This is a genomic window from Commensalibacter sp. W6292M3, from assembly GCF_016101315.1.
Lineage (GTDB): Bacteria > Pseudomonadota > Alphaproteobacteria > Acetobacterales > Acetobacteraceae > Commensalibacter > Commensalibacter melissae.
The window spans coordinates 147736-173400 of record NZ_JACFQT010000001.1 but is presented as its reverse complement, the minus strand read 5'-3'; the positions used below and the strand labels follow the sequence as shown (position 1 = coordinate 173400).

Below are 25665 nucleotides of genomic sequence, written 5' to 3'. Positions count from 1 at the left end.
TATGTGTCCTTTTTACAAAAAATATTAAAGACAAAATCAATATTTCGATTGATATCATAAATAGATGTCTGTTTAAAAAGCAATATCATCTTGTTTATAAATGAATATCACCTATATCGGCCAAAAATCTTCCTAAATCTTAAAATATTAAGGATATAGAAAGAATAAAATCCGTTTAGATCAGACTTTTGCCCAGTTAACAAAAAAGACCTTTTCTTCTAAAAAGGCCTTCAAACCAATATTATTGACAAGATAGACATTCTTCATAACTTGTCGAGGTATCAGCCTGTATCTGATCACCTTTATTTAGAATATCCTCTTTAACTGCCAAATTACTAACAGTATCTGCACGCTGGATAGAAAGAGAACGGCAATAATACAGGGATTTTATTCCTTTTTTCCATGCCTGATAATGCATCATATGTAAATCACGCTTGTGAACATTGGCTGGAACAAATAAATTAACTGATTGAGACTGACAGATAAACGGTGAACGGTCAGCAGCATGTTCAATGATCCAACGTTGATCCAATTCAAATGCTGTTTTGTAAATATCCTTTTCATCCTGAGTCAGAAAATCAAGATGTTGAACACTCCCTTTGTTTAAAGTGATAGAAGACCAGACTGCATCAGTATCCTGGCCTTTTTCCTGCAATACCTTACGTAAATGCCTATTTCTTACGGTAAAGGAGCCTGATAAGGTTTTCTGCAAAAATACATTGGCCGTAATTGGTTCAATACCGGGACTTGCATTTCCCGCAATAATCGAAATGGAAGCCGTTGGCGCAATCGCAATCTTGTTTGAAAAGCGCTCATTAATGCCATAATCGGCGGCATCCGGACAAGGTCCACGCAAATTCGCTAGGGTAACGGATGCCTTGTCTGCTTCCTGACGTATATGCTGAAACATTTTCTTGTTCCATACTTTTGCCATAACGCTTTCAAACGGAATTTTATGAGCTTGAAGAAAAGAATGAAAACCCATTACACCCATACCAACGGAACGTTCACGTGCAGCAGCATATCTTGCACGTTCCATTTCGTCAGGAGCATGATCAATGAAATCCTGCAAAACATTATCAAGAAACAACATGACATCCTGGATAAATTGTGGGTTTCTTGACCATTGATCCCAATATTCAAGATTTAAAGAGGAAAGGCAACAAACAGCCGTCCGTTCCTTTCCTTTATGATCTATTCCTGTAGGTAACGTAATTTCAGCACAAAGATTAGAGGTTTTTACTTCCAGTCCAGCCAGTTTATGATGTTCAGGACGGGCATTATTCACCGTATCGGAAAAGACAATATAAGGCTCACCCTGTTCAATTCGTGTCGTCAGCAGTCTGATCCACAAAGAACGGGCAGAAATTTTCCTAATGACCGACTGATCTTTTGGGGAGACAAGCGCCCAATCCTCATTATTTTCAACTGCACGCATAAAAGCGTCAGAAATTAGAACACCATGATGTAGATTCAAGGCTTTACGATTGGGATCTCCACCCGTTGGTCTGCGTAATTCAATAAATTCCTCAATTTCAGGATGCCAGATAGGCAAATAAACAGCTGCTGAACCCCGTCTCAAAGATCCCTGACTAATTGCCAGGGTCAGGCTGTCCATCACCCTTATGAATGGAATGACACCTGAAGTTTTGCCATTCCGACTAACATTTTCACCAATAGAACGCAAATTTCCCCAATAGGATCCAATTCCCCCGCCACGAGAGGCAAGCCAGACATTTTCATTCCACAGTTCAACAATTCCCTTCAGGCTGTCTTCCGCTTCATTCAAAAAACAGGAAATAGGCAACCCTCTGGCCGTCCCACCATTTGACAGTACTGGAGTGGCCGGCATAAACCAATGCTGAGACATATAGTCATATAAACGCTGGGCATGTTCCGCATCATCCCCGTAGTAGGAAGCCACCCTTGCAAACAGCTCTTGGTAGCTTTCACCCTCAATAAGATAACGGTCATCAAGCGTCGCTTTACCAAAATCTGTCAATAAAGCATCACGAGAATGATCTAATTTAACCTGATAACGCCCATACAACTGTATTTTTCCTGCCAAGGCATCTGTAAAAAGAGAAGCATTATCTGTTTTACCTTTTCCAGCATTGGCAACAGGCTTTTTTTCAAGCAGATCAACTGGGGTCACAACCATATCCTCGCAAAACAACAAACCTTTAAGGATTTTACATCCTTACTATACCATTATAAAATTTTAAATGTAATGATAAATTTCTATATATAGTATATTAAAAAAACATACATACCTATATGATGATATAAAATCAACATAACATTAAGCTTGACATGCAAGATTTTGATAAAAACAAAAACTTTAATTTTACAATCGAAAAAGATCAGAAATGATAACAATATGGTATAATATAGGTCAGACTTTATTGGTTTAACAATATATTTAATTTTAAATTTTTTTAAAAAAATATATTAGCCAGAAACCTCTGTATATTTATCGGGTTTAAAAAATAGAATGGCTATACAATTATATTATCATAAATTCCTTAAATAAAAAACAAGTCTTTAACTTGTCAATGCGTAATCTAAACAATAGATATCACCCCAATCAAACCTATGAAATAATTGGGGTGACACTTTCTCAAGATATTGATTATCTTGCAATCTTATTCCCATTCAATGGTTCCGGGTGGTTTTGATGTAATATCATAAGTTACACGATTAATGCCTTTGACTTCATTAACAATCCGCCCCGCCACTCTAGTAAGGAATTCCATATCAAAAGAATAAACATCGGCAGTCATACCATCCACACTTGTAACAGCCCGCAATGCACAAGCCTGATCATATGTTCGGCCATCCCCCATAACGCCAACCGTACGAATAGGCAACAAAACAGCAAACGCTTGCCAAATTTTGTCATATAACCCAGCCTTACGAATTTCATCCAAATACACGGCATCAACACGACGCAACAAATCAAGCCGTTCACGCGTAATGTCCCCTAAAATTCGTATGGCAAGGCCTGGTCCTGGGAATGGATGACGACCAACAATATTTTCTGGAATACCCAATTCCCGACCCAAATCCCTGACTTCATCCTTGAAAAGTTCACGTAAAGGTTCGACAAGCTTCATATTCATCCGTTCAGGCAATCCACCCACATTATGATGAGACTTAATAGTTACTGATTTTCCCGTGACACTGACGCTTTCAATAACATCCGGATAAAGGGTACCCTGAGCCAGAAAATCAGCCCCACCCAGTTTTTGCGCCTCCTGTTCAAATACCTCGATAAACAAACGGCCAATGGTTTTACGTTTAACCTCTGGATCGGTTACTCCAGTCAATTCTTTCAGAAACAAGTCAGACGCGTCTTTAGCAATCAAATGAATATTAAATTTCTCTTTGAATGTTTTAACAACCTCATCCGCTTCATTTTGACGCAGCATGCCGTGATCGACAAAAATACAGGTTAGCTGATCTCCAATAGCTTCATGAATCAATACAGCTGCCACTGCGGAATCAACCCCACCTGATAAACCGCAGATGACTTTTTTGTCACCAACCTTTTGACGAATACGTTCAATTTCCAAATTACGAAAACCGGCCATGGTCCAATTACCCTGACACCCGGCAATATTATGCGTGAAATTCTTTAATAATGCGGCACCGTGAGGTGTATGAACAACTTCAGGATGAAACTGAACACCATAATAGTGACGATCCTCATCAGCAATCATGGCATAGGGTGCACCCTCACTAACCCCTACCACCTTGAATCCGGGTGGAATTTTTGTAACTCGATCACCATGACTCATCCATACTTGTTCACGGTTCCCCTTTGACCATACACCCTGACATAAGGCACTATCCTCAAGAATTTTAACATACGCACGGCCAAATTCACGGTGGTCACCGGATTCCACCTGTCCACCCAATTGATGACACATTGCCTGTTCACCATAACAAATTCCCAATACGGGAACCTTTAATGTAAAAACTTCATTCGGAATCCTTGGGGCATCCATTTGAGTGACACTGGAAGGGCCGCCAGATAAAATAATCCCTTTTGGTGCAAATGAACGAATCTTTTCATCATCACTCGTATAAGGCCATATTTCGCAATAAACGCCACTTTCTCTTATTCTGCGTGCAATCAACTGGGTTACCTGACTACCAAAATCAAGAATAAGAATCTTTTCTTGATGTAAAGATTGTTCCAATTCGCTTACCTGGGTCATTTTTATCAATCACTTCCTCTTTCAGTAAAATACGTTTTCATATCACAAATAGAAAAAAAAAATGTAAATTAAACAATTTATCTGAAAAAAAACTATTTCTCCTTTATATAGAAATAAATTCCTTTTCATATTTTTTCACTCTGGAGCATTCCGTGAACAAGTATCGCCTGAAATTAATCCATCGAAAAATACGGATTATCCCTATTTTTATATTAGTGTTGACTGCTGCCTGCAGTCATTTAGCCGAAGACCACCCCACAGGAATATGGTTAGGCAAAATGGAAACACAACAGGGAATTTGTCCACATGATCGTATGGCCGCCCTGAGAATCGATAAAAAGAAAATATTGTTTTCACCTGATAATGGGGCATTGGTCTTGACAGGTATCTATCATAAAAAGGAACATCCAAGGCATCTTGTCGCTGTCCTCCACCGTACGGATATGGATCATAAACCATACGATCTCATTTTTGAAGGGAAAGCCAAAGATAAAAATATAATTGGAACCTATGGAACTCCTGACTGTCGGGCGACAATTACCTTTTATCGTCCACATCATTACGGATTATCAAACGCTATTGCGCATTAAAATCACAAAAAGTTAAAAAAACACTTGCAGAGCGGAAAAAGATCGGTTAAAAGCCTAGGGCAAGACGCACCCGTAGCTCAACTGGATAGAGCACCAGACTACGAATCTGGGGGTTATGGGTTCGATTCCTGTCGGGTGCGCCACTTAAATTAGAGGTCAATTTCATACCTAGATTGAAAACCTGATTAAAAAGTTAAAATAAGCTTTATTAATATTATTTAACTATTCCTTTATACATATTAAATTATACTTTATTTCTACGTTTTTTTTTGGTATAAAGATAAAAAAGTAATTTTTTTGATAGATTTCTAAATGCTTTCTAATACGTCTCTTCTTATTATAGAAGATCAGCCTGAAATATGCGATCTTATTAAGTTAAGCTTTGCCAATCGAATTCCAACAATTCAACTGGCACATTCTCTTGCTGAAGCTGCTGAACTAATCAAAGAAACTTCATTTACCCTCATGATTGTCGATGTTTATTTACCTGACGGAGATCCATATCCGCTGATTCTTAAAATGTTGCAAAAAAAATGCAGGGTACTTTTGATGAGTGGAAATTTTCAAATCAACCAGCGTATTAATGATTTACCATTTCCACGTATTGAAAAACCATTCAGGATAAAGAATTTAATTAAAAAAGTGGAAGAAACCGTTTCCAATCCTTTATCAGATGAATTGATAGAAATCGCTTCCTAATTGAAATTTTCATTAAGGCAGATAAACGATTTCATGCTCGTTAGCATTTGAATAATTTAACTCTACTTTATAGATATTATAGGTTTCCGCGATTCTCTGTTTGATTTTTCTTACGACAATCCCCTGTTTTTCTGAATTTAAAAAATAAACAGAAGGTGGCATATCTTTGCGACGCTGTGTACGAATTAAATAGCCATTTTTCCCATGGTAATCAGCTAAAGCAAAATATTTCCAGCGTCTATCAACCAGAATAATTGGATGATGCACCTCATAAAATGCCAATTCTGCAGCTATGCCATATTCATCAACAATGATTGGAACTGAATCAGGAATTTGACATGAAACCACTTTAGCTAATTCAGCCCACCCCCCCAATCGTTTTAATATGAGATCATATTTGGCCGGAATTGGAAAATATGCAAAAACCGATTGAATGTAAATCAAACCAACCATTATATTCCCGAGGATACAGGCTGACTTGATAAAACGATGAAAATAAATTGCCGTTATGACAGACAGAACTGGATATAATATTCCCACCCAGTTGGCCTGTACACGATCCCCAAAGGCATGCTGAACAAATACACAAACTGGAATAATAACCCATAACCACAATAAAAAATCATTCTCCGCTTTACTCTGCCAAACAATTTTTGTCAGTTTAATCATGGCCCAACAAAAACAAATAAAAAGGATGGGAGTGGCCAATCCGATCTGGCCGATCATTAATTCAGACAAAAACTGAACCGCACGACTGGGATGCCAATCCGCTGTTCTTCCACCCTGTTTTAAAAAACTGATCCATTGATGTTTTGAATTCCAAATAATCACGGGTAAGAAAATAAGTATCGTTAAAAACAGCCCTCCCCATAATTTCCAGGATTTTAAAGAAAATCGACCCAAAACTGTCAGAATGCACCAAACTCCTAATCCCGCAATCATTAACAACGCAGTATACTTGCTGAGCAATGCACATCCTGCAGCTATACCAATAACCAGCCACCATCCCAATTTTTGAGTGGCAATTAAACGTCCACATCCCCATATAAAAATACAAATAAAGAAAAGTAATGGAGTATCGGGGGTTATTGTTACACTACCGACGCTAATAGCAAGGGTTGTATTTAATATCACAACCGCAGTAATCGCATTTTTTTCTTTATCATGACTGGTATAACAAAAATCCAAAACACTAAAATATATAAAAACACTTCCTATCAAACCGGCAAAAGGGGCAAGAAAACGGACACCCAGAGCGGTTTTATTACCAATCCAGCATCCCAATTTTATCCACAACGCCACCATTGGTGGATGATCATAAAAACTGTAATCTAAATGATTTGACCATAACCAATAATATGCCTCATCTGGCGAAAGCGGGCTGGCGGCAGCAACCCATAAACGAATGAGTGTCACGATAGATAAACCAAACCAAAACCATAATAAACAAGGTTTTACCGTTAACTTTTTTACCCATTCAAAATCAGCTTTTACAGAACACATACCACTAACCAAAATTCATGAAATCATCTGTTTTACATATTTTAAATTATAATTCGTTATCAAGAATGATTGGATTGCCCAGTATATAAATATTTTAATTTTCGTCAGTTTTTTTGATAAATTCTTCAAAGCAGCAAAATGGGTTTATCAGATTGTCATCATTAAATTTGAATTATCTAGGATATCTTTTTAATTTTTTTTGAAGCAGCATTACAATAAATTGCATCATTATTTTTAAACCAAGTTTACTTTGTCCTGAAAAACGTTTTCGAAACTGAAAGGGAATTTCGATAACACGTATTGTAGAGGGACAGGATAATATCAAATCAAGTAATATTTTAAAACCGGTTCCTGTTAATGTCGGCATAAGATTTAAAAACAGCTTTCTTTTCAATACAAAAAAACCGCTCATTGGATCCTTTAATGGAACAGGTAAAATTTTTTGTGATAATGCAATGCCACGATCCGATAAAAATCTCCTCCAGTAATTTGCCAATCCCTGATTACTGCCACCCGATACATGACGGCTGCCAACTGCAAAATCAAAATTTCTATGAATTACAGCCTCAAGCATATCTGGCAGTCGTGTCTCATCATGCTGCATATCTCCATCAATTACCGCTATATAATCAGCAGAAGAGGATAAGACACCATCAATCACTGCAGACGACAAGCCTCTTTTGTTAACTCTAAGTATTCCACGTGCCCTTATATCTTGTCTGGCAAGTTTTCTAATCTCTTCAATTGTACCATCCGGAGAATTATCATCGACATAAATAGCCTCCCATCGCCACCCTACCAAAGCCGTTTCTAAAGCTCTAAAAAGAGGAAGGACATTATTTTTTTCATTATAACACGGAACAATAATACTAACTTCCGCGCCCATCGCTTTTTCTGAAGCGGATAAATATTTCATTTTTCAATAAAAGTTTACATTTGATCATCAAGCATTTATTTGGATATATCTGGATGATCGTATTCCAATGGAACGCCATGTCGATTAAAGCTGGTATGAATAACTTGTAATGTCTGAACCCTGGCAATGTGAGGATGCGTTATCAATTCATGCGTTATTCTATTTTCATCTTCGGTATTTCGCGCAATAAAACGAATTAAGAAATCAACGCCACCACGCACCATATGACATTCCCTTACCTCGGGAATATCCGCCATTTCCTTTTCAAATTCTTTTAATATGGCCTCTTTTTGGCTATCAAGACCAACCAGCACAAATACTGATAGGCACCATCCTACAGATTTCATATCGATATCCGCATGATAACTTTGAATAACCCCCATCGTTTCCAGACGTCTTACCCGCCTTAAGCAGGGGGGAGCAGAAATACCAACTCTTTGTGCCAATTCAATATTTGTTATTCGCCCATCTTTTTGAAGCTCATCTAAAATGAGCCAGTCAATTTTATCAAGATCCGCTGCCTGATTCATAAATCGATTATCCTACCAAAACTTTCACTTTATATAATTTAACAATTTATTCTTTAAACAATAGTTTCTTATTATACTATAGATGACTTATATATAAAAAATCTTTGTAATAATAGGACGAATAATATGGGTGAGACATTTCTTACGGATTTATTAATTATCGGGGCAGGCCCGGCAGGATACACAGCGGCAATCTATGGAGCCAGAGCAAATCTAAGCCCAACTCTCCTAACTGGATTACAGCCCGGTGGTCAGTTGACTATTACCAATGAAATCGAGAATTTCCCTGGTTTTGCTGATCCCATACAAGGCCCCCGGTTGATGGAACAGATGGCTCAACAAGCCATAAATGTTGGCGCCAAGATTATCAATGACAGCGTAACAAGGTGCTCCCTTCAACAGAAACAAAAAGAAAATAATTATTTCATATTGCAAACCGATATGGGAAATACCTACAAAGCAAAAACCGTCATCATTGCTACAGGTGCCCAAGCCCGTTGGCTAGGTCTTGAGGCTGAAAAAAAACTGCAGGGATTTGGTGTTTCCGCCTGTGCAACCTGTGATGGATTTTTTTATCGTGGTAAACAGGTTGCGGTAATTGGTGGAGGAAATACCGCTGTTGAAGAAGCTCTTTATTTAACCCATCATGCAGCTCATGTTTTCCTCATTCATCGTCGCAACAGTTTACGGGCGGAAAAAATCCAACAAACACGCCTCATGAAAAATCCAAAAGTTACGATTATCTGGAATAGCGTTGTAGAGGATATTTTGGCGGAAAGTAATCCTCCTTCTGTTACAGGACTTACATTAAAAAATACACTTACAAAAGAAATAAGCCAATTACCTGTTGATGGTGTTTTTATAGCAATCGGTCACACACCAAATACAGAACTTTTCAAAAATCAAATTGATCTTGATGAAGAAGGCTATATACAAACAACACCGGGAACGACAAAAACATCTGTTCCTGGCATATTTGCCGCTGGAGATGTTCAAGACAAAATCTACCGTCAAGCGATCACCGCAGCGGGTTCAGGATGCATGGCTGCACTTGAAGCTGAACGTTTCCTTTCCGCCTCGGAAGGATGAATATCGAAAAATAGGGTTCAAATATCTGGATTTTCTGAATAGTCGTAGTATATTCATACAATACGATGATACTGATCATCCAGTCTTACAATATCACTTTCATCAAGATAAGAACCAGATTGTACTTCAATGACAATTAGAGGTATGTCACCCGCATTTTTCAATCGGTGCACCATTCCCAGAGGAATGTAAACACTTTCGTTTTCATGCAGAAATATAACTTCATCTCCACGGGTTACCTCAGCAATACCGGAAACAATAACCCAATGTTCTGAACGATGATGATGTTTTTGCAGAGAAAGCTGCGCTCCAGTTTTTACAATAAGCTGTTTGACAAGAAACCGTTCTCCATGTGCCAACGTTTCATAATGCCCCCAGGGTCGATAACATTGGTTATGCCGAACAGCTTCCTGTTGTTTTACAGCATTCAATTTTTGGACAATTTTCTTAACATTTTGCGATTTGTTTCGATCAGAAACCAAAACGGCATCTTTTGTCACAATCACAACAACATTATCTATATCATTAACAGCCGCTACCATTTCTTCAGAACGAATATAGCTATTATGCGTGTTTTCTAAGAATACATTTCCTATAACCACATTCCCTGACCGATCCTTCTGGCTTACATTCCATAATCCATTCCAGCTTCCGATGTCTGACCAGACAAGATCGGCAGATACTACGACCATGGCTTTTGTTTTTTCGGCAATGGCATAATCAATTGAAAGATCAGGGACCTTTATGAAATCATCATATAATATACGCTCGAAATATAAATCTGACTGTCTATTGTCAACAGCCTTTTTAACCAAGGATAGTAATGTTGGGGTATAATGTTTCATTTCCTGCAACATCGTTTGTGCAGAAAACATGAACATGCCCGAATTCCATAAATATCCTCCCGACTCAACCATTAGCTGAGCCTGTCGAATATCAGGTTTTTCAGTAAAAGCCTTTACGGCATAAATATTCTTGATCTTATCAATAACTGAACCTTTCTCAATATATCCATATCCTGTCTCTAAACGTGTAGGTTGAATGCCGAAAGTTACAATTTTCCCGTTTTGTGCAAAAGCGGCTGCCTCTTCTACCAATTTCACCAGTATTGGAACATCTTGAATATATGCGTCTGCCGCCATTACCCATAAAATTGTCTGAGCATCCAGTTCATTCGCCAACAAACTTGCAGTTGCTATGGCTGGTGCTGAATTTCGTCCAACTGGTTCCAAAACAATACGGGCATTTTCAACGCCAATTTCTCTCAATTGCTCTGCAATCAAGAAACGATGATCCTGATTGCAAATAACGATTGGCTCTAAAAAAATATCCCCTTTACCGCGTAAAACCGTGTCTTGAAACATGGATTTTTCAGTAATAAGGGGCCATAACTGTTTAGGGAAACTGGCACGAGACAGGGGCCATAACCGACTACCCGTGCCACCTGACAAAATAACAGGAACAATTTTCATTATGGATATATCCTGCATTGCTGTTTCCCTTTATAATGTTTTAAAAATTATTGCTGATTTATCCTTTCCCTTAATTCCTTCCCCGTTTTAAAAAAGGGAACATATTTTTCCTCCACAGTTACAGTTTCCCCTGTCCGAGGATTTCTTCCCGTACGGGCTTTACGATTTTTTACAAAAAAGGCACCAAAACCACGAAGCTCAACCCGATCACCCCTCGCCAGCGTTGTCTCTATTTCATCAAAAACTGTTGAAACAATTTCCTCAATATATTTCAACATTAAATTAGGATGTTCGGATGCAATTTCTAATATTAGTTCAGATTTAGTCATTAACTCACTCAAATGTTATTATAGCTTATAATGATTCTTTTATGGGTGCCAAATCGCTAAAATACCACCAAAATTTTCATTTTCCTTATAAAAAATTTGATTGGCAATTGTTTTTAACGAAAAATTCATGATTGATTTGCCGCCAAGCCCAAACCAGTTTTCACTTTTATCTTTTTTTAATGTAACAACTTCAATGTCTGTTGGAAGATGATATGTTTTGATTATCCATTGTTTCGCATCCTCTTCATTACCGATCTGATCGACCAATCCCAATCTAACGGCTTGCTGACCACTATAAGGTCGCCCATCCCCCAATTCCTTGACACGGGCGATATCCATATGTCGCCCTTCAGCAACCATATTCGTAAACTGATCATAAAAATTGCCAATCAATCCCTGCAGCATTTTTTGACCGGCTGGAGACAAGGGTTTGACCATTGACGGCTGACCCTTTAAAGGACCTGAAACAAGCTGATCAAATGAAATACCGACCTTCTCTAACAACCCAGAAAAATCAGGAGATTCCATAATGACGCCAATTGATCCGGTTAAGGTAGAATTAAATGCAAAAATACGTTTTGCAGGTACTGAAATCATATAGCCTGCTGAAGCTGCCACACCTCCCATTGAAACAACAACAGGTTTGGTTTTTGAGAATTTTACCAGCGCATCATGTAACTGTTCCCCACCGGTAACCGCCCCACCAGGACTGTTTACATAAAGGATCATTCCCTTAACAGATTTATCCTTTAAAGCAGTATTGATCAGGGTTACCTGTTTGGAAACATCATTTCCAATAACACCCTCAATTTTCAATTTCACCAAATGCGCGTCATGATTACCAAGCCTCTTCGTTATTAATTTGGCAGAACCTGCCATTATCGATAAAACAAACAGACAAACAGCAAATAAACGCCATAAAACCAATTTGCGTTTCATCTTTTGCCGTTCCATTAATAAATCACTATCCACGTAAATTCATTCTCCACTTTTTAATAAAAGCATCAAATCTATCAATCTAAAATTTATAACGATCACGAAGCAAACAGTCAAAACATTATATAAAAATTACTTAATAGGGTTCTATTTTGTCTTAAGAGGCCTCTCTTCTCCCTCTCCTTACACTGCGAATATCACTGATGGTATTTTTACGACCAAGACCGATTTCTCGAGCCAGACTGGAACGACGTTCAGCATAGTTGGGGGCAACCATTGGATAATCAGGAGGCAAATTCCAACGTTCACGGTATTGTTCAGGGGTTAAACCATAGGCACTCTGAATATGCCGTTTCAACATTTTCAATTTTTTACCATCTTCGAGACAAATGATGTAATCCGGAAATACAGACCGTTTTACAGGAACAACAGGCTGTAATTTTTCTGCCTCATGACCATTTTTTTCAATTGAGGAAAGCGTTTGATATACCTGACGAATAAGTTCAGGCAATTGTTCGGCCTCCACTGAATTATTGGATATGTGTGATGACACAATCTTGGACGTCAATTGTAATAATGATATTTTCTTGTCTTCTAATTCCATTTTATTCACCAAATAATTTTTTAAATTCTAAAATAAATAAAGTATATCAAATACTTCATGTTAAAATAATTTAATATCGAATAATACTTAGCATTATTTTTTGAAAATTAAAGAAGATAATTAATAAAATATGCACAAATGTTAATAGTAACTTACTTATGATCAATAATTATGATATTGCTGTACAATATATTGAATAACACTATTTGCAAAAACAATGAGTAACTTCGGAATTAAAAGAATTTTAATTTTATCTTTGATAACAATATTGTTATGCACAACAAATTGTAAAAATAATACACCTCACAATTCTACTGGTCCCTATATAGGGATCAATAATGGGGTTCAACCATAATAATAAAATCTATAATATTACGAATTATAAATATTTAACCACGATAACAGGAAAATATCATTTTTGATATTCATTTATTTATTCAAACATGGCGGAGAAAGTGGGATTCGAACCCACGGTACAACAGAATTGCACAACGGTTTTCGAGACCGCCCCATTCGACCGCTCTGGCATCTCTCCACAAACAGAAACAACCATGATTTTTTATAAAACCAACGAATATATAATCTATTCCTTCAAAGAAAACCAGACAAAATATTCAAACTTAACGGAATTATGAAAAGAAATTTATTAAACAATTTGTATTTATTTAAATAGCTTATTGACTTTTTACTTTAAAAATCAATATAAACAAGACTTCACAATAAATATATTCCTATTTTGTGGGATATTGATAAAAAGAAACTAAGTTAGGTTTTCTAACAAGAGTTTGAAAAATTAAAGGGTTTATTATGTTCGCAATCATCCGCACAGGTGGAAAACAATATCGCGTTACACCTAATATGGTTCTAAAAGTTGAAAAACTGGATATCGAGGCAGGTAATACAGTCACATTCACCGAAGTTTTAAGTGTCGGTAATGAAGGAAACTGCACAATCGGAACACCTGTTGTTGAAGGTGCCAGCGTTAAGGCAACAGTTGTTGCGCAAGATCGTCTTAAAAAAGTCATTATTTTCAAAAAACGTCGCCGTCAAAACAGCCGTCGTAAAAACGGACACCGTCAACCTGTAACAGTTTTACGAATCACTGAAATCAACGCTGCTTAGTTCTAGCCTAAACAGACCATATTGATATTTTTAGAATAGGAGAAAAAAATGGCCCATAAAAAAGCCGGAGGTTCATCCAGAAACGGACGCGATACCATTGGACGTCGTCTTGGCGTTAAGAAATTTGGTGGACAGCATGTTGTTGCTGGAAACATTATCGTTAGACAACGCGGTACAAAAATCAAACCAGGTCAAAATGTCGGTTTAGGTCGTGATCATACCATTTTTGCCCTTATTGATGGAAATGTACGATTTGAAAGCCGTTCAAAAGGTAACGTACATGTTTCTGTGGATGCAATCAGCAACGCTGCAGAATAGATCAAAATATACTTAAACAATTTTAAGTATTGACTATTATACGAAGGGTCGATTCAATAAGAATCGGCCCTTTTATTTTAAAGGTTTTAAAACATGAAATTTCTGGATCAAGCTAAGATCTATATTAAATCAGGAAATGGAGGCGATGGTGCGGTCGCCTTTAGAAGAGAGAAATATATTGAATTTGGTGGTCCGGACGGGGGCGATGGCGGACGTGGTGGCGATATCATTTTTGAGGCAGTTGACAATTTAAATACTTTGATAGATTTTCGCTATACCCAACATTTCCGTGCCAAAAAGGGTCAAAATGGATCCGGAGCCAATAAAACTGGTGCAAATGCAGAAAATATCTGTATTAAAGTTCCCATAGGCACACAAATATTTGCCGAAGATAAAGAAACCTTGCTTGCAGACCTAAATCAAAAAGGGAAAAAGATAGTTCTTTGTCGGGGGGGAGATGGAGGATTTGGCAATACACGTTTCAAATCCAGCACAAACCGGGCACCCCGTCATGCTGATAAAGGTTGGCCTGGAGAAGAACGTTGGGTCTGGTTGCGATTAAAGCTTATTGCCGATGTAGGATTAGTAGGCTTACCCAACGCAGGAAAATCAACCTTTCTTTCTGTTGCCTCTGCTGCCCGGCCAAAAATTGCCGATTATCCGTTTACAACCCTGCATCCACAACTGGGAATGGTAAGATTGTCACCAACTGAGGAATTTGTCCTAACAGATATACCCGGTCTCATTGAGGGAGCCCATGAAGGCAATGGATTAGGTGATCGTTTCCTAGGGCATGTTGAACGATGCAGTATGCTATTGCACCTTATCGATGCAACAGCTGATGATGTTGTCAACAACTGGAAAATTATTCGCAATGAATTGGAATCCTATCAAACGGAACTTGCCAATAAACGGGAAGTGATTGGACTTAATAAAACTGATCTGCTTACCCCTGAAGAAATTCTGCAAAAACAAAAAGAACTGGAACAAGCAAGTGGACATAAGGTTTTCCTTTTTTCAGGGGCTACCCATAATGGGGTGAAAGAAATTTTATTTTATTTACAGAACTACATAACAAAATATAAACAGGATATAATTTTAAAATCAAAACATTTCAGTCCTATATAATGAAAAATCTACATCTTAACCAAGCCCGCAGAATTGTTATAAAAATTGGCAGCGCCTTATTAATTGACGGGAAAAATGCTTGCGTTCGTCAATCATGGCTAGAAAGCCTGATAGAGGATATAATCCATTTACGTCAGCAAAATTGCCAGATTTTAATTGTATCTTCAGGTGCGATCGCTTTGGCACGTTACAAGTTAAAATTAAATCGATATAAGCTTCGCCTCGATGAAAAACAGGCTGCCGCCGCAATAGGTCAAATCAAACTGGCTCAGACCTGGCATGAGGCTTTCGCTGCCCATAAAATCACAACTGCACAAATTTTATTGACTCTGGATGATACGGAAACGCGGTTACAATATAGCAATGCCCGTTCAGCCATTGAAACACTTTTGAAATTAAACTGCATTCCCATCATTAACGAAAATGATACCGTTGCCACTTCCGAAATTCGTTTTGGAGATAATGACCGGTTGGCAGCAAGAGTTGCAGAAATGGTCAAAGCTGACCGGCTAATCCTTTTCTCGGATATTGACGGGTTATATACCGCAGATCCCAAAACCAATCCATCAGCCAAGCATCTTGCCTCAATTCCTGAACTTACTCCACAAATTTACGCCATGGGAGGCAAGGCGCCAACTGGATATTCATCAGGTGGCATGGCAACAAAACTGGCAGCTGCAAAAATAGCCACAACTGCAGGATGTGCCATGGCAATCGCTTATGGAAAACTGCTTCATCCTCTCAAGGCCCTTCAAGAAGGAGCAAGATGTTCATGGTTTCTTCCCAATCGCAAACCTTATCCTGCCCGTAAACGCTGGATTGCTGGAAGCATCTCGACCAAAGGCACTATTTTTATTGATAATGGCGCGGAAAAAGCATTGAAAAACGGAAAGTCTTTATTGCCTGCCGGTATTATCAAAGTTGAAGGCCATTTCCAACGGGGAGATATCATTAAAATTGCCAACAAGAATGGAAAAATTGTCGGAAATGGTATTTCTGCTTATGATTCTTCAGAAATCACTCAAATTATAGGTCTTCAAACTGATAAAATTAATTCCCAACTGGGCTGGGACGGCCCCAATGAGGTTATCCATCATGATGATATGGTGATTATTCCCCCACTTACAGCGGCGGCCAGCGTAAAATAGGTTCTTTACGTTTTTTTAAATTAATAATCTCCTTTTTTTCATCATGAGAAGAGGGAGGGTCATATAATCCCCCCTCCCCATTTTCTACATAAATTTTCTGAGCCTGCTTATCAAAGTTATTTTCCGGTTTCTTAACCTCTACCTTACCAATATTCTCACCGGATTTATTCAGGGATGACCACGATACATCACATGAATTCTGATTTGAAATATCAGAAGCTGCAAAACGCTTTTTCAAGGCAGGTAAGGGATAAACATAATTTTCAGGCTCATACAATTTTTTTTCTGAATTTTCTATTTTACCTGCTTTTTCTGTATCATCTCGATGATTGGCAACCACTTGTATTTTAGTTTCCGAACGAGGCCGCAAATCAGCCGTGCGCTTTAACAAGATACGTAATTGGGCCTGAATATCCTCCATTTGTTGACTTAAATAATTTAAACGTCCTTTTAGCCCAAAAACAGCAAAAGGCATAAACAAAAAACAAATTCCAAAAGTAACAGTCAATATTAGGATAACAAACTGCGCCCAAGAAGGGATCCACTCTGGAAAAGTTAAATTCATGATATTATTTCAACAATTTTATTAAATCTATATTCTACTACATACCCAATGCACGACGATAAACATCAAAAAGGGTTTCCTGTTCTTCCACTTCAGCAGGCTCCTGTTTACGTGCCCGAATTATCCTTCTGATTACGGGGACATCAAATCCCGCAGATTTTGCCTCTGCATAAATATCTTTGATATCATTTGCCAACCCTTTTCGCTCCTCTTCCAAACGCTCGATACGTTCAACAATTGTCCGAAGACGATCAACGGCGATCCCTCCGACTTCGGGTTTATTATCAAATTCATTCATCCACTTTTCCTATTTTGATTTTTTTAAAATATATTTAAAGCTGTTTCTATTCATTACGTAACCCTGCATGCCAGGTCAATCGCCAATAGCCTCAGAATATGAAAATTTTAATCCTTTGAAAATTTAAAGAATATTTTTTCCTGTTTTGAAAACCATGTTACTATCAAAAAAATATTACAGAGTAGATTCACAAAATATATACGATTCAAAATAATATTCAAAAATTAAACTTTATAGAATGTAGAGAGACCAAATTTATGGAACAGACACAAGCCTATGCGCCTTTTGATATTATCATTTTTGGGGCAACAGGCGACCTAACTGCAAGGAAATTATTACCCGCATTGTATTATCGTTATCTGGACAAACAAATTCCACCCCAAACTCGTATTATCGGTACAGCAAGATCACCTTTGACAGACGACGATTTTAAAAAACGCATTCATGACGGATTGGTTGAATTTGTTCAAGAATCCTATCAAGATCCAGAAAATATTAGAAATTTTTTAAATCTTATTTCCTACGTCAGCTTAAATGGTGCAGAAGCTGATAGCAACTGGCCAGAACTGCAAGCGAAATTCGAACATAACAAGGCTAATGATATTCGCATTTTTTATTTCGCGACTGCACCAAGATTGTATGGTGATATTTGTGACAATCTTGCATTGAAAAAACTAATTACTCCGACAACCCGTATAATCCTTGAAAAACCCATTGGAACCTCGTTAAAAACTGCCGAAGAGATCAACCAGCGTGTTGGCAAGCATTTCCCTGAAAATAATATCTACCGTATTGATCATTATCTTGGCAAGGAAACTGTTCAGAATGTTATTGCCCTTCGTTTCGCCAATCCAGTTTTTGAACGGCTTTGGAATTCGGATGCCATTGACTACGTCCAGATCACCGCTGCTGAAACCGTAGGAGTGGGTAAACGGGGTGGATATTATGATGGAGCTGGCGCATTAAGGGATATGGTTCAGAACCATCTTTTACAGGTTTTATGTATGGTGGCCATGGATCCTCCCATTTCATTAAATGCCGATGACCTGAGAAATGAAAAGTTAAAAGTCCTTCGTTCTTTAAAACCCATGACGGAACAGGATATCAAGAATAATACTGTTCGCGGCCAATATACATCATGCGTTTACAAAAATGAAAAAATACCCGGATATCTTGAGGATCTTGGTAAGGATCAAAGCAATACAGAAACTTTCATTACTTTAAAAGCCGAAATCAATACCGCCCGTTGGGGAGGTGTACCATTTTACCTGAGAACAGGAAAGAGGCTTGCAAAAAAAGTCAGTGAAATCATTATTCAGTTCAAACCCTCCGCCTGGAATCTTTTTGCCACGCCACCAAAAGCGAACCGTCTTGTGATTCGTATTCAACCAGACGAGGGTGTTTCATTATCCCTGCAAATCAAGGATCCACAAAAAACCTATACGAATTTACGCAGCACCTCAATCAATATTGAATTTCCTACAGCCTTTCATATCCGCTACCCCGATTCCTATGAAGGGCTTTTGATGGATGTCGTCAAAGGGGATCCCATTCTTTTCATCCGTCGTGATGAAGTCGAAGCTTCATGGCGCTGGATAGAACCCATTCTTGATGGTTGGGCAAAAAATCTAACCCCACTGACATATTATAAGGCTGGTAGCTGGGGACCACAAGAAGCTCTTAACCTATTAGATCGGGCAAATCATGTTTGGCACGAAAATATGACAGAATAGTGATTGTTGATCACCATGATTTTATCAATTCAAGTCATGGTGGTTAAAAAACTGCATTTAAAGATAAAAAATTTAATCCATAAGATGGATAGATGTTAATGAATTTTTACTTATTAATAACTACCTAAAAATTATTTATAGAATGAATTCATAGCTTTTGTTTTTATCTTTTCCATTCTAATTTGATGATCTTTGCAACGACTTCATTTTGAATTAAATAAAGTCTCAATATTGATTATCCAATTCCATTTTTTAACTTAATTATATAATTCCATTATTTAATCAATCTGAAAAACTGATGACAAAATCCGATAGACCTGCATTTTCTCCATCAAGAAACTCTTTAAAGAAAAGGATAATACAACGCGTGATTGTTGCGCTACTCTTATCTGGCGGTATTATTTTTTGCCAAGAAATGGGTTGGTTAAATCAATTGACCGATCAGTTTGTAAGACAGAAAATCGACTGGTCTAATAATCAATCTGTAATAAAATATCTAAAACAGACCATCACAGATAAAAATCTAACAGAAATCCCTCTTAGATGCTTAATTCCCGTGATCAACAATGATGATGGATCAACAATTTTAAATGTTGAAATTCATGAAAAACACAATCAGGAATGTCTGAATACAAGAAAGAATTTTCCGACAATTTTCACCTTTCGTGTTAATAGGCAAAATGGTAGTATACAAATTGATAAAAATACACCCAATCATTTTTATCCGCTTCATTAAATAATCATTATTTCAACTTTCATAATGAATCAATCTTCCTCTCCCCCTACTGTACCACGTCGTAGTTTCCTAACCCTGCTTACCGCAAGTTCAGTAACGGTAGGAGGTGTGGTTTGCACATGGCCTTTTATAAACAGTTTAAACACTCAAAATACCACCATCACTCATAATTACACGGATGTTGATATTTCCTCGCTTAAAGAGGGTCAGCAAATTACCGTTATGTGGCAGGGACATGCTGTATTTATTCTTCATCGTCCAGCCAAAACACTTGCACTTTTACAAGACAAAGAACTTTTGATCCGTTTACGTGATCCAAGCAGTAAAGAGTTGCAACAACCTCCCTATACAAGAAACTGGCACCGATCAATTCAGCCAGAAATTGCGGTTTTGATTGGTGTATGCACGCATCTCGGATGTATTCCAAGCCTTAATTTGGGAAATTCACTTGGCGGATATTATAATTGTGCGTGTCATGGATCTAAATTTGATTTGGCGGGAAGAGTATATAACAATGTTCCAGCACCTTATAACCTTCCCGTTCCCCCCTATAAAATTTTAAAACCCGGAATTCTTCGTATTGGTGAAAACCCAGAAGGGGAAAATTTTAGTTTCACATCCATAATGCAGCTTTAAAATCATTCACCTGTTGGATATTTTATAAAATCATCTTGCTTTTTGCACGAAATAGCGACATCTTAACACCATCAGATAGCCAGATGATCGCTATTTACATGATCTGCATCGTAAATAGAGGAAAGTCCGGGCTCCACGGAAAAACGGTGCCAGTTAACGACTGGCGAGGGCGACCTTAGGGAAAGTGCCGCAGAAAACAAACCGCTTGCCAATTTATTTATAAATGCAAGTAAGGGTGAAAAGGCGTGGTAAAAGCACACCGCATGACTGGCAACAGGAATGGCATGGTAAACCCCACCGGGAGCAAAACCTAATAGAGGTAACAGATTTACAGTTAAATCAGGGTTTTTCCGCCCTGTTACCTGGGTTGGTTGCATGAAATACGGTGCGAATCGTATTCAAGATGAATGATCATCATTTATGTTTCATAAAAACAGAACCCGGCTTACACGCTATCTGATTTTAATTTTATCCATAAATTTCCATCAAGATGCAAAACTATAACATTTACGACATTTTAACGATACTCCATATACATCTCAATCATGATTTCATGAAATAAAAGTGATTTCCAACGTAATTATTTGACCTCCCATATTTACCCATGATATCCCAAAGGCTATAATGTAAAACAAAAGCAAAGATCAATATCAATTCAAATTAAATCTGGGATAGCCTGTAATGAATTTGTTCCTTGGATCACATCAAAATCGACTGGATGCCAAAGGAAGAGTATCTATTCCAGCAAATTTCCGCTTAAATTTACGCAAAGAAAAAACCACCAAGGAAGAACTTTCCTTTATTCTTCGCCCCTCTCATACTTTACCCTGTATCGAAGGATGGCCATTTGCCATTTTCAACAAACTGACCGCCGTATTGGATGATGTCAACATTCTTTCAACAGAACATAATGACCTCGCAACCCTTATTTACGCCCAGGCCTGGCCTATTGAAGTTGATCGTGAGGGAAGGATTATCCTTCCTGACATTCTAAAACAACATGCCAACCTGACCAATAAGGTCACTTTTATGGGACTTGGGACAATTTTCCAAATTTGGGAACCTGTAGCCGCACAAAAACATTATGAATCCGTGCTTAAACGAACAAAAATGGTCATTCTGCCACACGCCGCCAAGGCTAAAACTGAGCAAGCGGACCAATAATCATGGCCGACAATTATTCAGCAATTGATATCAATGGTCATTTCCCCGTCATGCTTAACGAAGTAATTAACCTTTTACAACCAAAATCCGAAGCGGTTTATATTGACGCAACCTTTGGTGGAGGTGGGTACAGCAAGGCCATTCTTTCCGCAGCCAATTGCAATGTATGGGGAATTGATCGTGATCCCGATGCCATCAGGCGAGGACAAAAAATTGTTGACGACTATCCCACGCTTCGTCTTTTACAGGGGGATTTTGCTCAACTTGAAACGCTTGCTCATGAAAATAACATCCAATCTCTGGATGGTATTGTTCTTGATCTGGGAGTTTCCTCTTTTCAGTTGGACGAGGCAGAAAGAGGTTTTTCATTCCGGTTTGATGGACCGCTGGATATGAGAATGAGTAAATCTGGAAAAACTGCGGCTGATCTCGTTAACCAGTTGTCCGAAACCGAATTAGCAGATATTCTATGGTATTATGGTGAGGAACGTTTCTCACGTCGTATCGCTCGAGCCATCATTCAGGATAGACTTGAAAAACCTTTTGAAACAACACAACAACTGGCAAACCTGATTAAAAGGATTGTTCCGTCCAAAAAAAATGAGATTAATCCCGCAACTCGATCTTTTCAGGCGCTAAGAATTGCCGTCAATGATGAATTGACACAAATCAGGCAAGTCTTAACAAGTGCACTTTCCCTTCTTAAACCAGATGGAAAACTGATTGTTGTCTCATTTCATTCCCTGGAAGACCGTATTGTCAAAGAAATCATGAATCAGGCAACTGGCAATATTGCAAGTCCTTCAAGACATCATCCTCAATCCCTACATCAAAAATCCGAACTGATTAAGTTTGAAGCCCTAACCCATAAGCCTCTTCGCCCTTCAAAATATGAAGCCCTTTTAAATCCCCGTTCACGAAGTGCGAAATTACGAGCCATTAAACGTCTTGCAGGGGAGAAAACAAGGAGTATATCCTGATGATAATCCGTCCATTAACGTTATTTTGCTCAGTACTTGCCGGCCTATCTGGAATGATCCTGTACACTCAAAAACATAAAACCACCGTACTGGATCATCAAATCGCCAAAATTGTGCATGATACGGAACGGCTAAAAGCCCGGACGGCAATGTTACGGACAGAATGGACTTTACTTAATCAGCCTGACCGTTTAAAAACTCTGGCCAACAACTTTCTGCCAAAATTGCACCCTTTGGCTCCCACTCAATTTGTACAAATGTCATCCTTGCTCAATGTGCTTCCTCCCATTCAAAAGGAACAGATCGAGGATAAAACACGCAAACAGCTGCTCCTTGCGGTCGCTAATAATCATGGACAAACCTTGAACAACCCTGATGACAAGCCCGAACCTGCTATTGTTTCAAGTAATACGACCAGACAACATCATGACTCCCCAACAAAACCGAGCACTTCGGATGAAGAAAACCAATCTTCATCCTTCAATTCCCCTTCCAGAAAACCCGAAATCTACACTGCTAAAAAAACGAATAATACAATTGATTCCTCTGATGATATTTCAAACAAAAACATTAAAAAATCTCCTATCAGAAGCAAACCTGTTCAAAATGTTAGGGATGATGACGAAAATCTAGCAACAAATGATTTCCCTGATATCCCACGAATTGATAAAAAAAATATCAAAACAACAGCCTTAATCAAAAAATCCGCCCATAAACCTGCAGTTCGACCTGCATTTTCAATTGCTGACAGTTCCGAGCCGATGTCAATTGTAAAAGAAAAGAATAACAATGACACCATCGGTAAAAAAGAAATACACACCGTCGTATCGACCAATGCAAAACCAAAACATGCAATGCCAGTAAAAATCGCCCAAAACAGCAAACAAAAACAGCATTATCATTCTGAATCAGCCTTTGGGGACGACGCTGATGATTCCCTACCCGCACCTGTTCCTTTTTCTCAATGAATTCTATAAAGTTAAAATAAATGATAAATTATGGAAAAGGTTCACAAAAGGGTCAACCTTATAGACAATCTTTTGAAAAAAGAAAAAAAAATCAAAAAAAAAAAATTAATACCTATCAAATAGATAAAACCAGACTTCGCTTATTTATCACAGCATGCGGCTTCTGCGTCATTTATGGCGCGGTTATGCTAAAATTAATTTTCGCAACTATCATAGCACCTTTGCCCCCTCAAAAACAGCAAATCGCTCCCCAGGTTCCCCCAATTCCAATTAGCGATCCAAAAGGAACCATTGCTGGAGATTTTTCGTTACCTCAAATCCACAGAGCCTCTATTATTGACAGAAATGGACAGATTTTGGCCATTTCTCTCCCCGTGGCACAGTTATATGCAAATCCTGTCGAAATTATTGACCCTGACAATGTTGCTCAAAAACTGAAATCCATTCTTCCCAATCTTAATCTTGAAAAAACCACTCAAAGACTCTCGTCTAAAAAACAGTTTGTTTATATAGCTCGCGATATTTCTCCAAAACAGGAGATTAATATCAATAACCTTGGCATTCCAGGAATTTATTTTGAAAGTGGCGAACGCAGACATTATCCACTAGGACGATTGGCGGCCCATATTCTCGGCAGCGTGGATATTGATGATCACGGTATTGCAGGTATTGAGAAATATCTTGACCAGCGCTTGATGAATGATCATTCCTCTTTAAGATTATCCATTGATACCCATGTTCAAACCGCGGTACAGGAAGAAGTGGAGGCAGCGATGCAAACTTTTCAGGCAGAAGCTGCATGCGGTATTATCATGGATGTTCATACCGGGGAAATTCTGGCAATGGTGAGTTTACCCGATTATGATGCAAATTTTTTCAATAAAGCCCCCCCAAATCAAAGATTCAATCGCGCCACAAACGGGATGTACGAACCTGGATCAACCTTTAAGCTTCAAAACGCAGCTATGGCTTTGGAGGTTGGCGGTATACACATTTGGGACCGTTTTGCAACAGCACCAGTCAGGGTGGGTCGCTTTACCATTCACGACTTGAAAACAGATCATTTTGCTCCCTATCTTTCCTTACCTGAAGTATTAGCATATTCCTCAAACCCTGCATCTGCACACATCGCCCTTGATGTTGGGGGAGAAAAACAGCGTGCCTGGTTACAAAGAATGGGTTTTTTAGCACGCGTTCCAATTGAACTACCCGAAGCAGGTCGTCCTTTAGTGCCCTCTGCCAGAAATTGGGGAATATCCACCATCATGACTGTCGCCTTTGGTCACGGTATCGCACAATCCCCATTAGCCATTGTTCGTGGAACCGCGGCAACAGTGAATGACGGTTACCTGATCAGGCCCACTCTATTATCAAGACAGGATGAGACAATGCCTCCGGTAATTATTGATCCAACCTCATCTAGAACTGACATACCTGATGGAGAAAAAGTTATTTCCGATAAAAATTCCCTTATTCTAAGGAAAATACTTCGTTTAGATGTTACACAGGGAACAGGCAAAAACGCAGAGGTTCCAGGTTATTTTGTAGGAGGGAAAACTGGTACCAGTGAAAAAGTGGGAAAAGGTGGGGGTTATTTAAAACATGTCAATGTATCAGCCTTCACTGCTGTTTTTCCGATGAACAATCCCCGATATGCTGTCTATGTCATGCTGGATAGTCCAAAGCCAACCAAATTTACTCATGGCTGGACAACAGCCGGATGGAATGCGGCACCAACTGTATCCAAAATCATTGCACGTATTGGACCCATGCTTGGATTATTTCCAGATATAAAGAACGCCGGAAGGATAGATAATGAGTTATCCATTCCTCTACGTCCTGCGGTTCCTAGAGGAGTAAAAGCTCTCGGTCCAGGAAATGATCCGGGCGATCCTCGCCTTAATCGACAAACAAAATCCGCATTAAAAACAAAATCTAGACACAAAAATATATCATCCTCTTCCCCCTCAGAATAATC

The 25665-nt window shown here is 38.5% G+C and carries 25 protein-coding genes, 2 tRNA genes and 1 other RNA gene; 16 read left to right on the top strand and 12 right to left on the bottom strand.

Annotation, left to right across the window (positions count from 1 at the left end):
* Positions 1-241 precede the first annotated feature (241 nt).
* Together H3T57_RS00785 and guaA are read right to left on the bottom strand one after the other, a co-directional pair.
* Positions 242-2161 carry a ribonucleoside-diphosphate reductase subunit alpha gene (locus tag H3T57_RS00785; RefSeq protein ID WP_198192633.1) on the bottom strand — a complete coding sequence of 640 codons (1920 nt, stop codon included), beginning with the start codon at positions 2159-2161 and terminating at the stop codon, positions 242-244.
* 484 nt (positions 2162-2645) lie between these two features.
* Positions 2646-4223, bottom strand: a complete 1578-nt coding sequence (gene guaA / locus H3T57_RS00780; protein ID WP_198192632.1) for a glutamine-hydrolyzing GMP synthase — start codon at positions 4221-4223, stop codon at positions 2646-2648.
* Between the two features lie 152 nt (positions 4224-4375).
* Between guaA and H3T57_RS00775 the strand changes: the two genes are divergently transcribed.
* The 3 genes from H3T57_RS00775 to H3T57_RS00765 all read left to right on the top strand — a co-directional run bounded on the left by H3T57_RS00775 (position 4376) and on the right by H3T57_RS00765 (position 5512).
* Entirely contained in the window at positions 4376-4813 is a 438-nt protein-coding gene (locus tag H3T57_RS00775) for a hypothetical protein (RefSeq protein ID WP_155567209.1), read from the top strand.
* 66 nt (positions 4814-4879) lie between these two features.
* Positions 4880-4956 (top strand) — tRNA-Arg (locus H3T57_RS00770).
* Positions 4957-5125: 169 nt separating this feature from the next.
* Positions 5126-5512, top strand: a complete 387-nt coding sequence (locus H3T57_RS00765) for a response regulator (protein WP_198192628.1) — start codon at positions 5126-5128, stop codon at positions 5510-5512.
* Between the two features lie 12 nt (positions 5513-5524).
* Here the strand turns inward: H3T57_RS00765 and H3T57_RS00760 are convergent, their stop codons facing one another.
* From H3T57_RS00760 to H3T57_RS00750, 3 genes are all read right to left on the bottom strand, one after another.
* Positions 5525-7015 carry a glycosyltransferase family 39 protein gene (locus tag H3T57_RS00760; protein WP_198192627.1) on the bottom strand — a complete coding sequence of 497 codons (1491 nt, stop codon included), beginning with the start codon at positions 7013-7015 and terminating at the stop codon, positions 5525-5527.
* Positions 7016-7187: 172 nt separating this feature from the next.
* Positions 7188-7931 carry a polyprenol monophosphomannose synthase gene (locus H3T57_RS00755; RefSeq protein WP_122123937.1) on the bottom strand — a complete coding sequence of 248 codons (744 nt, stop codon included), beginning with the start codon at positions 7929-7931 and terminating at the stop codon, positions 7188-7190.
* Positions 7932-7966: 35 nt separating this feature from the next.
* A complete protein-coding gene (locus H3T57_RS00750; RefSeq protein WP_110438445.1) occupies positions 7967-8461 on the bottom strand; it encodes an Lrp/AsnC family transcriptional regulator in 495 nt (164 codons plus the stop codon).
* Positions 8462-8587: 126 nt separating this feature from the next.
* Here H3T57_RS00750 and trxB point away from each other — a divergent pair, with 126 nt between their 5' ends.
* Positions 8588-9550, top strand: a complete 963-nt coding sequence (gene trxB / locus H3T57_RS00745) for a thioredoxin-disulfide reductase (RefSeq protein ID WP_198192626.1) — start codon at positions 8588-8590, stop codon at positions 9548-9550.
* Between the two features lie 53 nt (positions 9551-9603).
* Here trxB and H3T57_RS00740 read toward each other — a convergent pair whose 3' ends face one another.
* The 5 genes from H3T57_RS00740 to H3T57_RS00720 all read right to left on the bottom strand — a co-directional run bounded on the left by H3T57_RS00740 (position 9604) and on the right by H3T57_RS00720 (position 13426).
* Positions 9604-11040: a mannose-1-phosphate guanylyltransferase/mannose-6-phosphate isomerase gene (locus H3T57_RS00740; protein WP_198192624.1), complete on the bottom strand. Its 1437-nt coding sequence runs from the start codon at positions 11038-11040 to the stop codon at positions 9604-9606.
* A gap of 29 nt (positions 11041-11069) precedes the next feature.
* On the bottom strand, positions 11070-11351 hold the full coding sequence (locus tag H3T57_RS00735) for an integration host factor subunit beta (protein WP_110438448.1): 282 nt from the start codon (positions 11349-11351) through the stop codon (positions 11070-11072).
* A 39-nt stretch (positions 11352-11390) separates the two neighbouring features.
* Positions 11391-12323: a signal peptide peptidase SppA gene (gene sppA / locus H3T57_RS00730; protein ID WP_347400961.1), complete on the bottom strand. Its 933-nt coding sequence runs from the start codon at positions 12321-12323 to the stop codon at positions 11391-11393.
* A 121-nt stretch (positions 12324-12444) separates the two neighbouring features.
* Entirely contained in the window at positions 12445-12891 is a 447-nt protein-coding gene (locus H3T57_RS00725) for a MucR family transcriptional regulator (protein WP_155565820.1), read from the bottom strand.
* Positions 12892-13335: 444 nt separating this feature from the next.
* Positions 13336-13426 (bottom strand) — tRNA-Ser (locus H3T57_RS00720).
* Positions 13427-13698: 272 nt separating this feature from the next.
* Here H3T57_RS00720 and rplU point away from each other — a divergent pair.
* From rplU to proB, 4 genes are all read left to right on the top strand, one after another.
* Positions 13699-14013, top strand: coding sequence for a 50S ribosomal protein L21 (rplU, locus tag H3T57_RS00715; protein WP_155568398.1), 315 nt, complete (start codon positions 13699-13701; stop codon positions 14011-14013).
* A gap of 48 nt (positions 14014-14061) precedes the next feature.
* Entirely contained in the window at positions 14062-14331 is a 270-nt protein-coding gene (gene rpmA / locus H3T57_RS00710; RefSeq protein WP_110438451.1) for a 50S ribosomal protein L27, read from the top strand.
* Positions 14332-14424: 93 nt separating this feature from the next.
* Entirely contained in the window at positions 14425-15459 is a 1035-nt protein-coding gene (gene obgE, locus H3T57_RS00705) for a GTPase ObgE (protein WP_198192622.1), read from the top strand.
* Positions 15459-16607, top strand: a complete 1149-nt coding sequence (gene proB, locus H3T57_RS00700; RefSeq protein WP_122123944.1) for a glutamate 5-kinase — start codon at positions 15459-15461, stop codon at positions 16605-16607. Before obgE ends, proB begins: the two co-directional genes overlap by 1 nt.
* On the opposite strand, the gene H3T57_RS00695 is transcribed toward proB, so the two are convergent.
* Positions 16582-17172 carry a hypothetical protein gene (locus H3T57_RS00695; RefSeq protein ID WP_155580772.1) on the bottom strand — a complete coding sequence of 197 codons (591 nt, stop codon included), beginning with the start codon at positions 17170-17172 and terminating at the stop codon, positions 16582-16584. The genes proB and H3T57_RS00695 overlap by 26 nt on opposite strands.
* Before the next feature lie 37 nt (positions 17173-17209).
* Positions 17210-17470 carry a DUF2312 domain-containing protein gene (locus H3T57_RS00690; RefSeq protein WP_110438455.1) on the bottom strand — a complete coding sequence of 87 codons (261 nt, stop codon included), beginning with the start codon at positions 17468-17470 and terminating at the stop codon, positions 17210-17212.
* A gap of 257 nt (positions 17471-17727) precedes the next feature.
* Between H3T57_RS00690 and zwf the strand changes: the two genes are divergently transcribed.
* The 8 genes from zwf to H3T57_RS00650 all read left to right on the top strand — a co-directional run bounded on the left by zwf (position 17728) and on the right by H3T57_RS00650 (position 25663).
* Positions 17728-19203: a glucose-6-phosphate dehydrogenase gene (zwf, locus tag H3T57_RS00685; protein ID WP_198192620.1), complete on the top strand. Its 1476-nt coding sequence runs from the start codon at positions 17728-17730 to the stop codon at positions 19201-19203.
* 298 nt (positions 19204-19501) lie between these two features.
* On the top strand, positions 19502-19939 hold the full coding sequence (locus H3T57_RS00680) for a hypothetical protein (RefSeq protein WP_155580774.1): 438 nt from the start codon (positions 19502-19504) through the stop codon (positions 19937-19939).
* 24 nt (positions 19940-19963) lie between these two features.
* Entirely contained in the window at positions 19964-20575 is a 612-nt protein-coding gene (gene petA / locus H3T57_RS00675) for a ubiquinol-cytochrome c reductase iron-sulfur subunit (RefSeq protein WP_110438458.1), read from the top strand.
* Between the two features lie 71 nt (positions 20576-20646).
* Positions 20647-21039: RNase P RNA component class A (rnpB, locus tag H3T57_RS00670), an RNA gene on the top strand.
* 217 nt (positions 21040-21256) lie between these two features.
* A complete protein-coding gene (gene mraZ, locus H3T57_RS00665; RefSeq protein WP_122123948.1) occupies positions 21257-21739 on the top strand; it encodes a division/cell wall cluster transcriptional repressor MraZ in 483 nt (160 codons plus the stop codon).
* Positions 21740-21741: 2 nt separating this feature from the next.
* Positions 21742-22719 (top strand): 16S rRNA (cytosine(1402)-N(4))-methyltransferase RsmH, encoded by a 978-nt coding sequence (gene rsmH, locus H3T57_RS00660; RefSeq protein WP_198192617.1) that lies wholly within the window; start codon positions 21742-21744, stop codon positions 22717-22719.
* On the top strand, positions 22719-23687 hold the full coding sequence (locus H3T57_RS00655; protein WP_198192609.1) for a hypothetical protein: 969 nt from the start codon (positions 22719-22721) through the stop codon (positions 23685-23687). Before rsmH ends, H3T57_RS00655 begins: the two co-directional genes overlap by 1 nt.
* Before the next feature lie 20 nt (positions 23688-23707).
* Positions 23708-25663, top strand: a complete 1956-nt coding sequence (locus H3T57_RS00650) for a penicillin-binding protein 2 (protein WP_198192607.1) — start codon at positions 23708-23710, stop codon at positions 25661-25663.
* Positions 25664-25665: the final 2 nt, after the last annotated feature.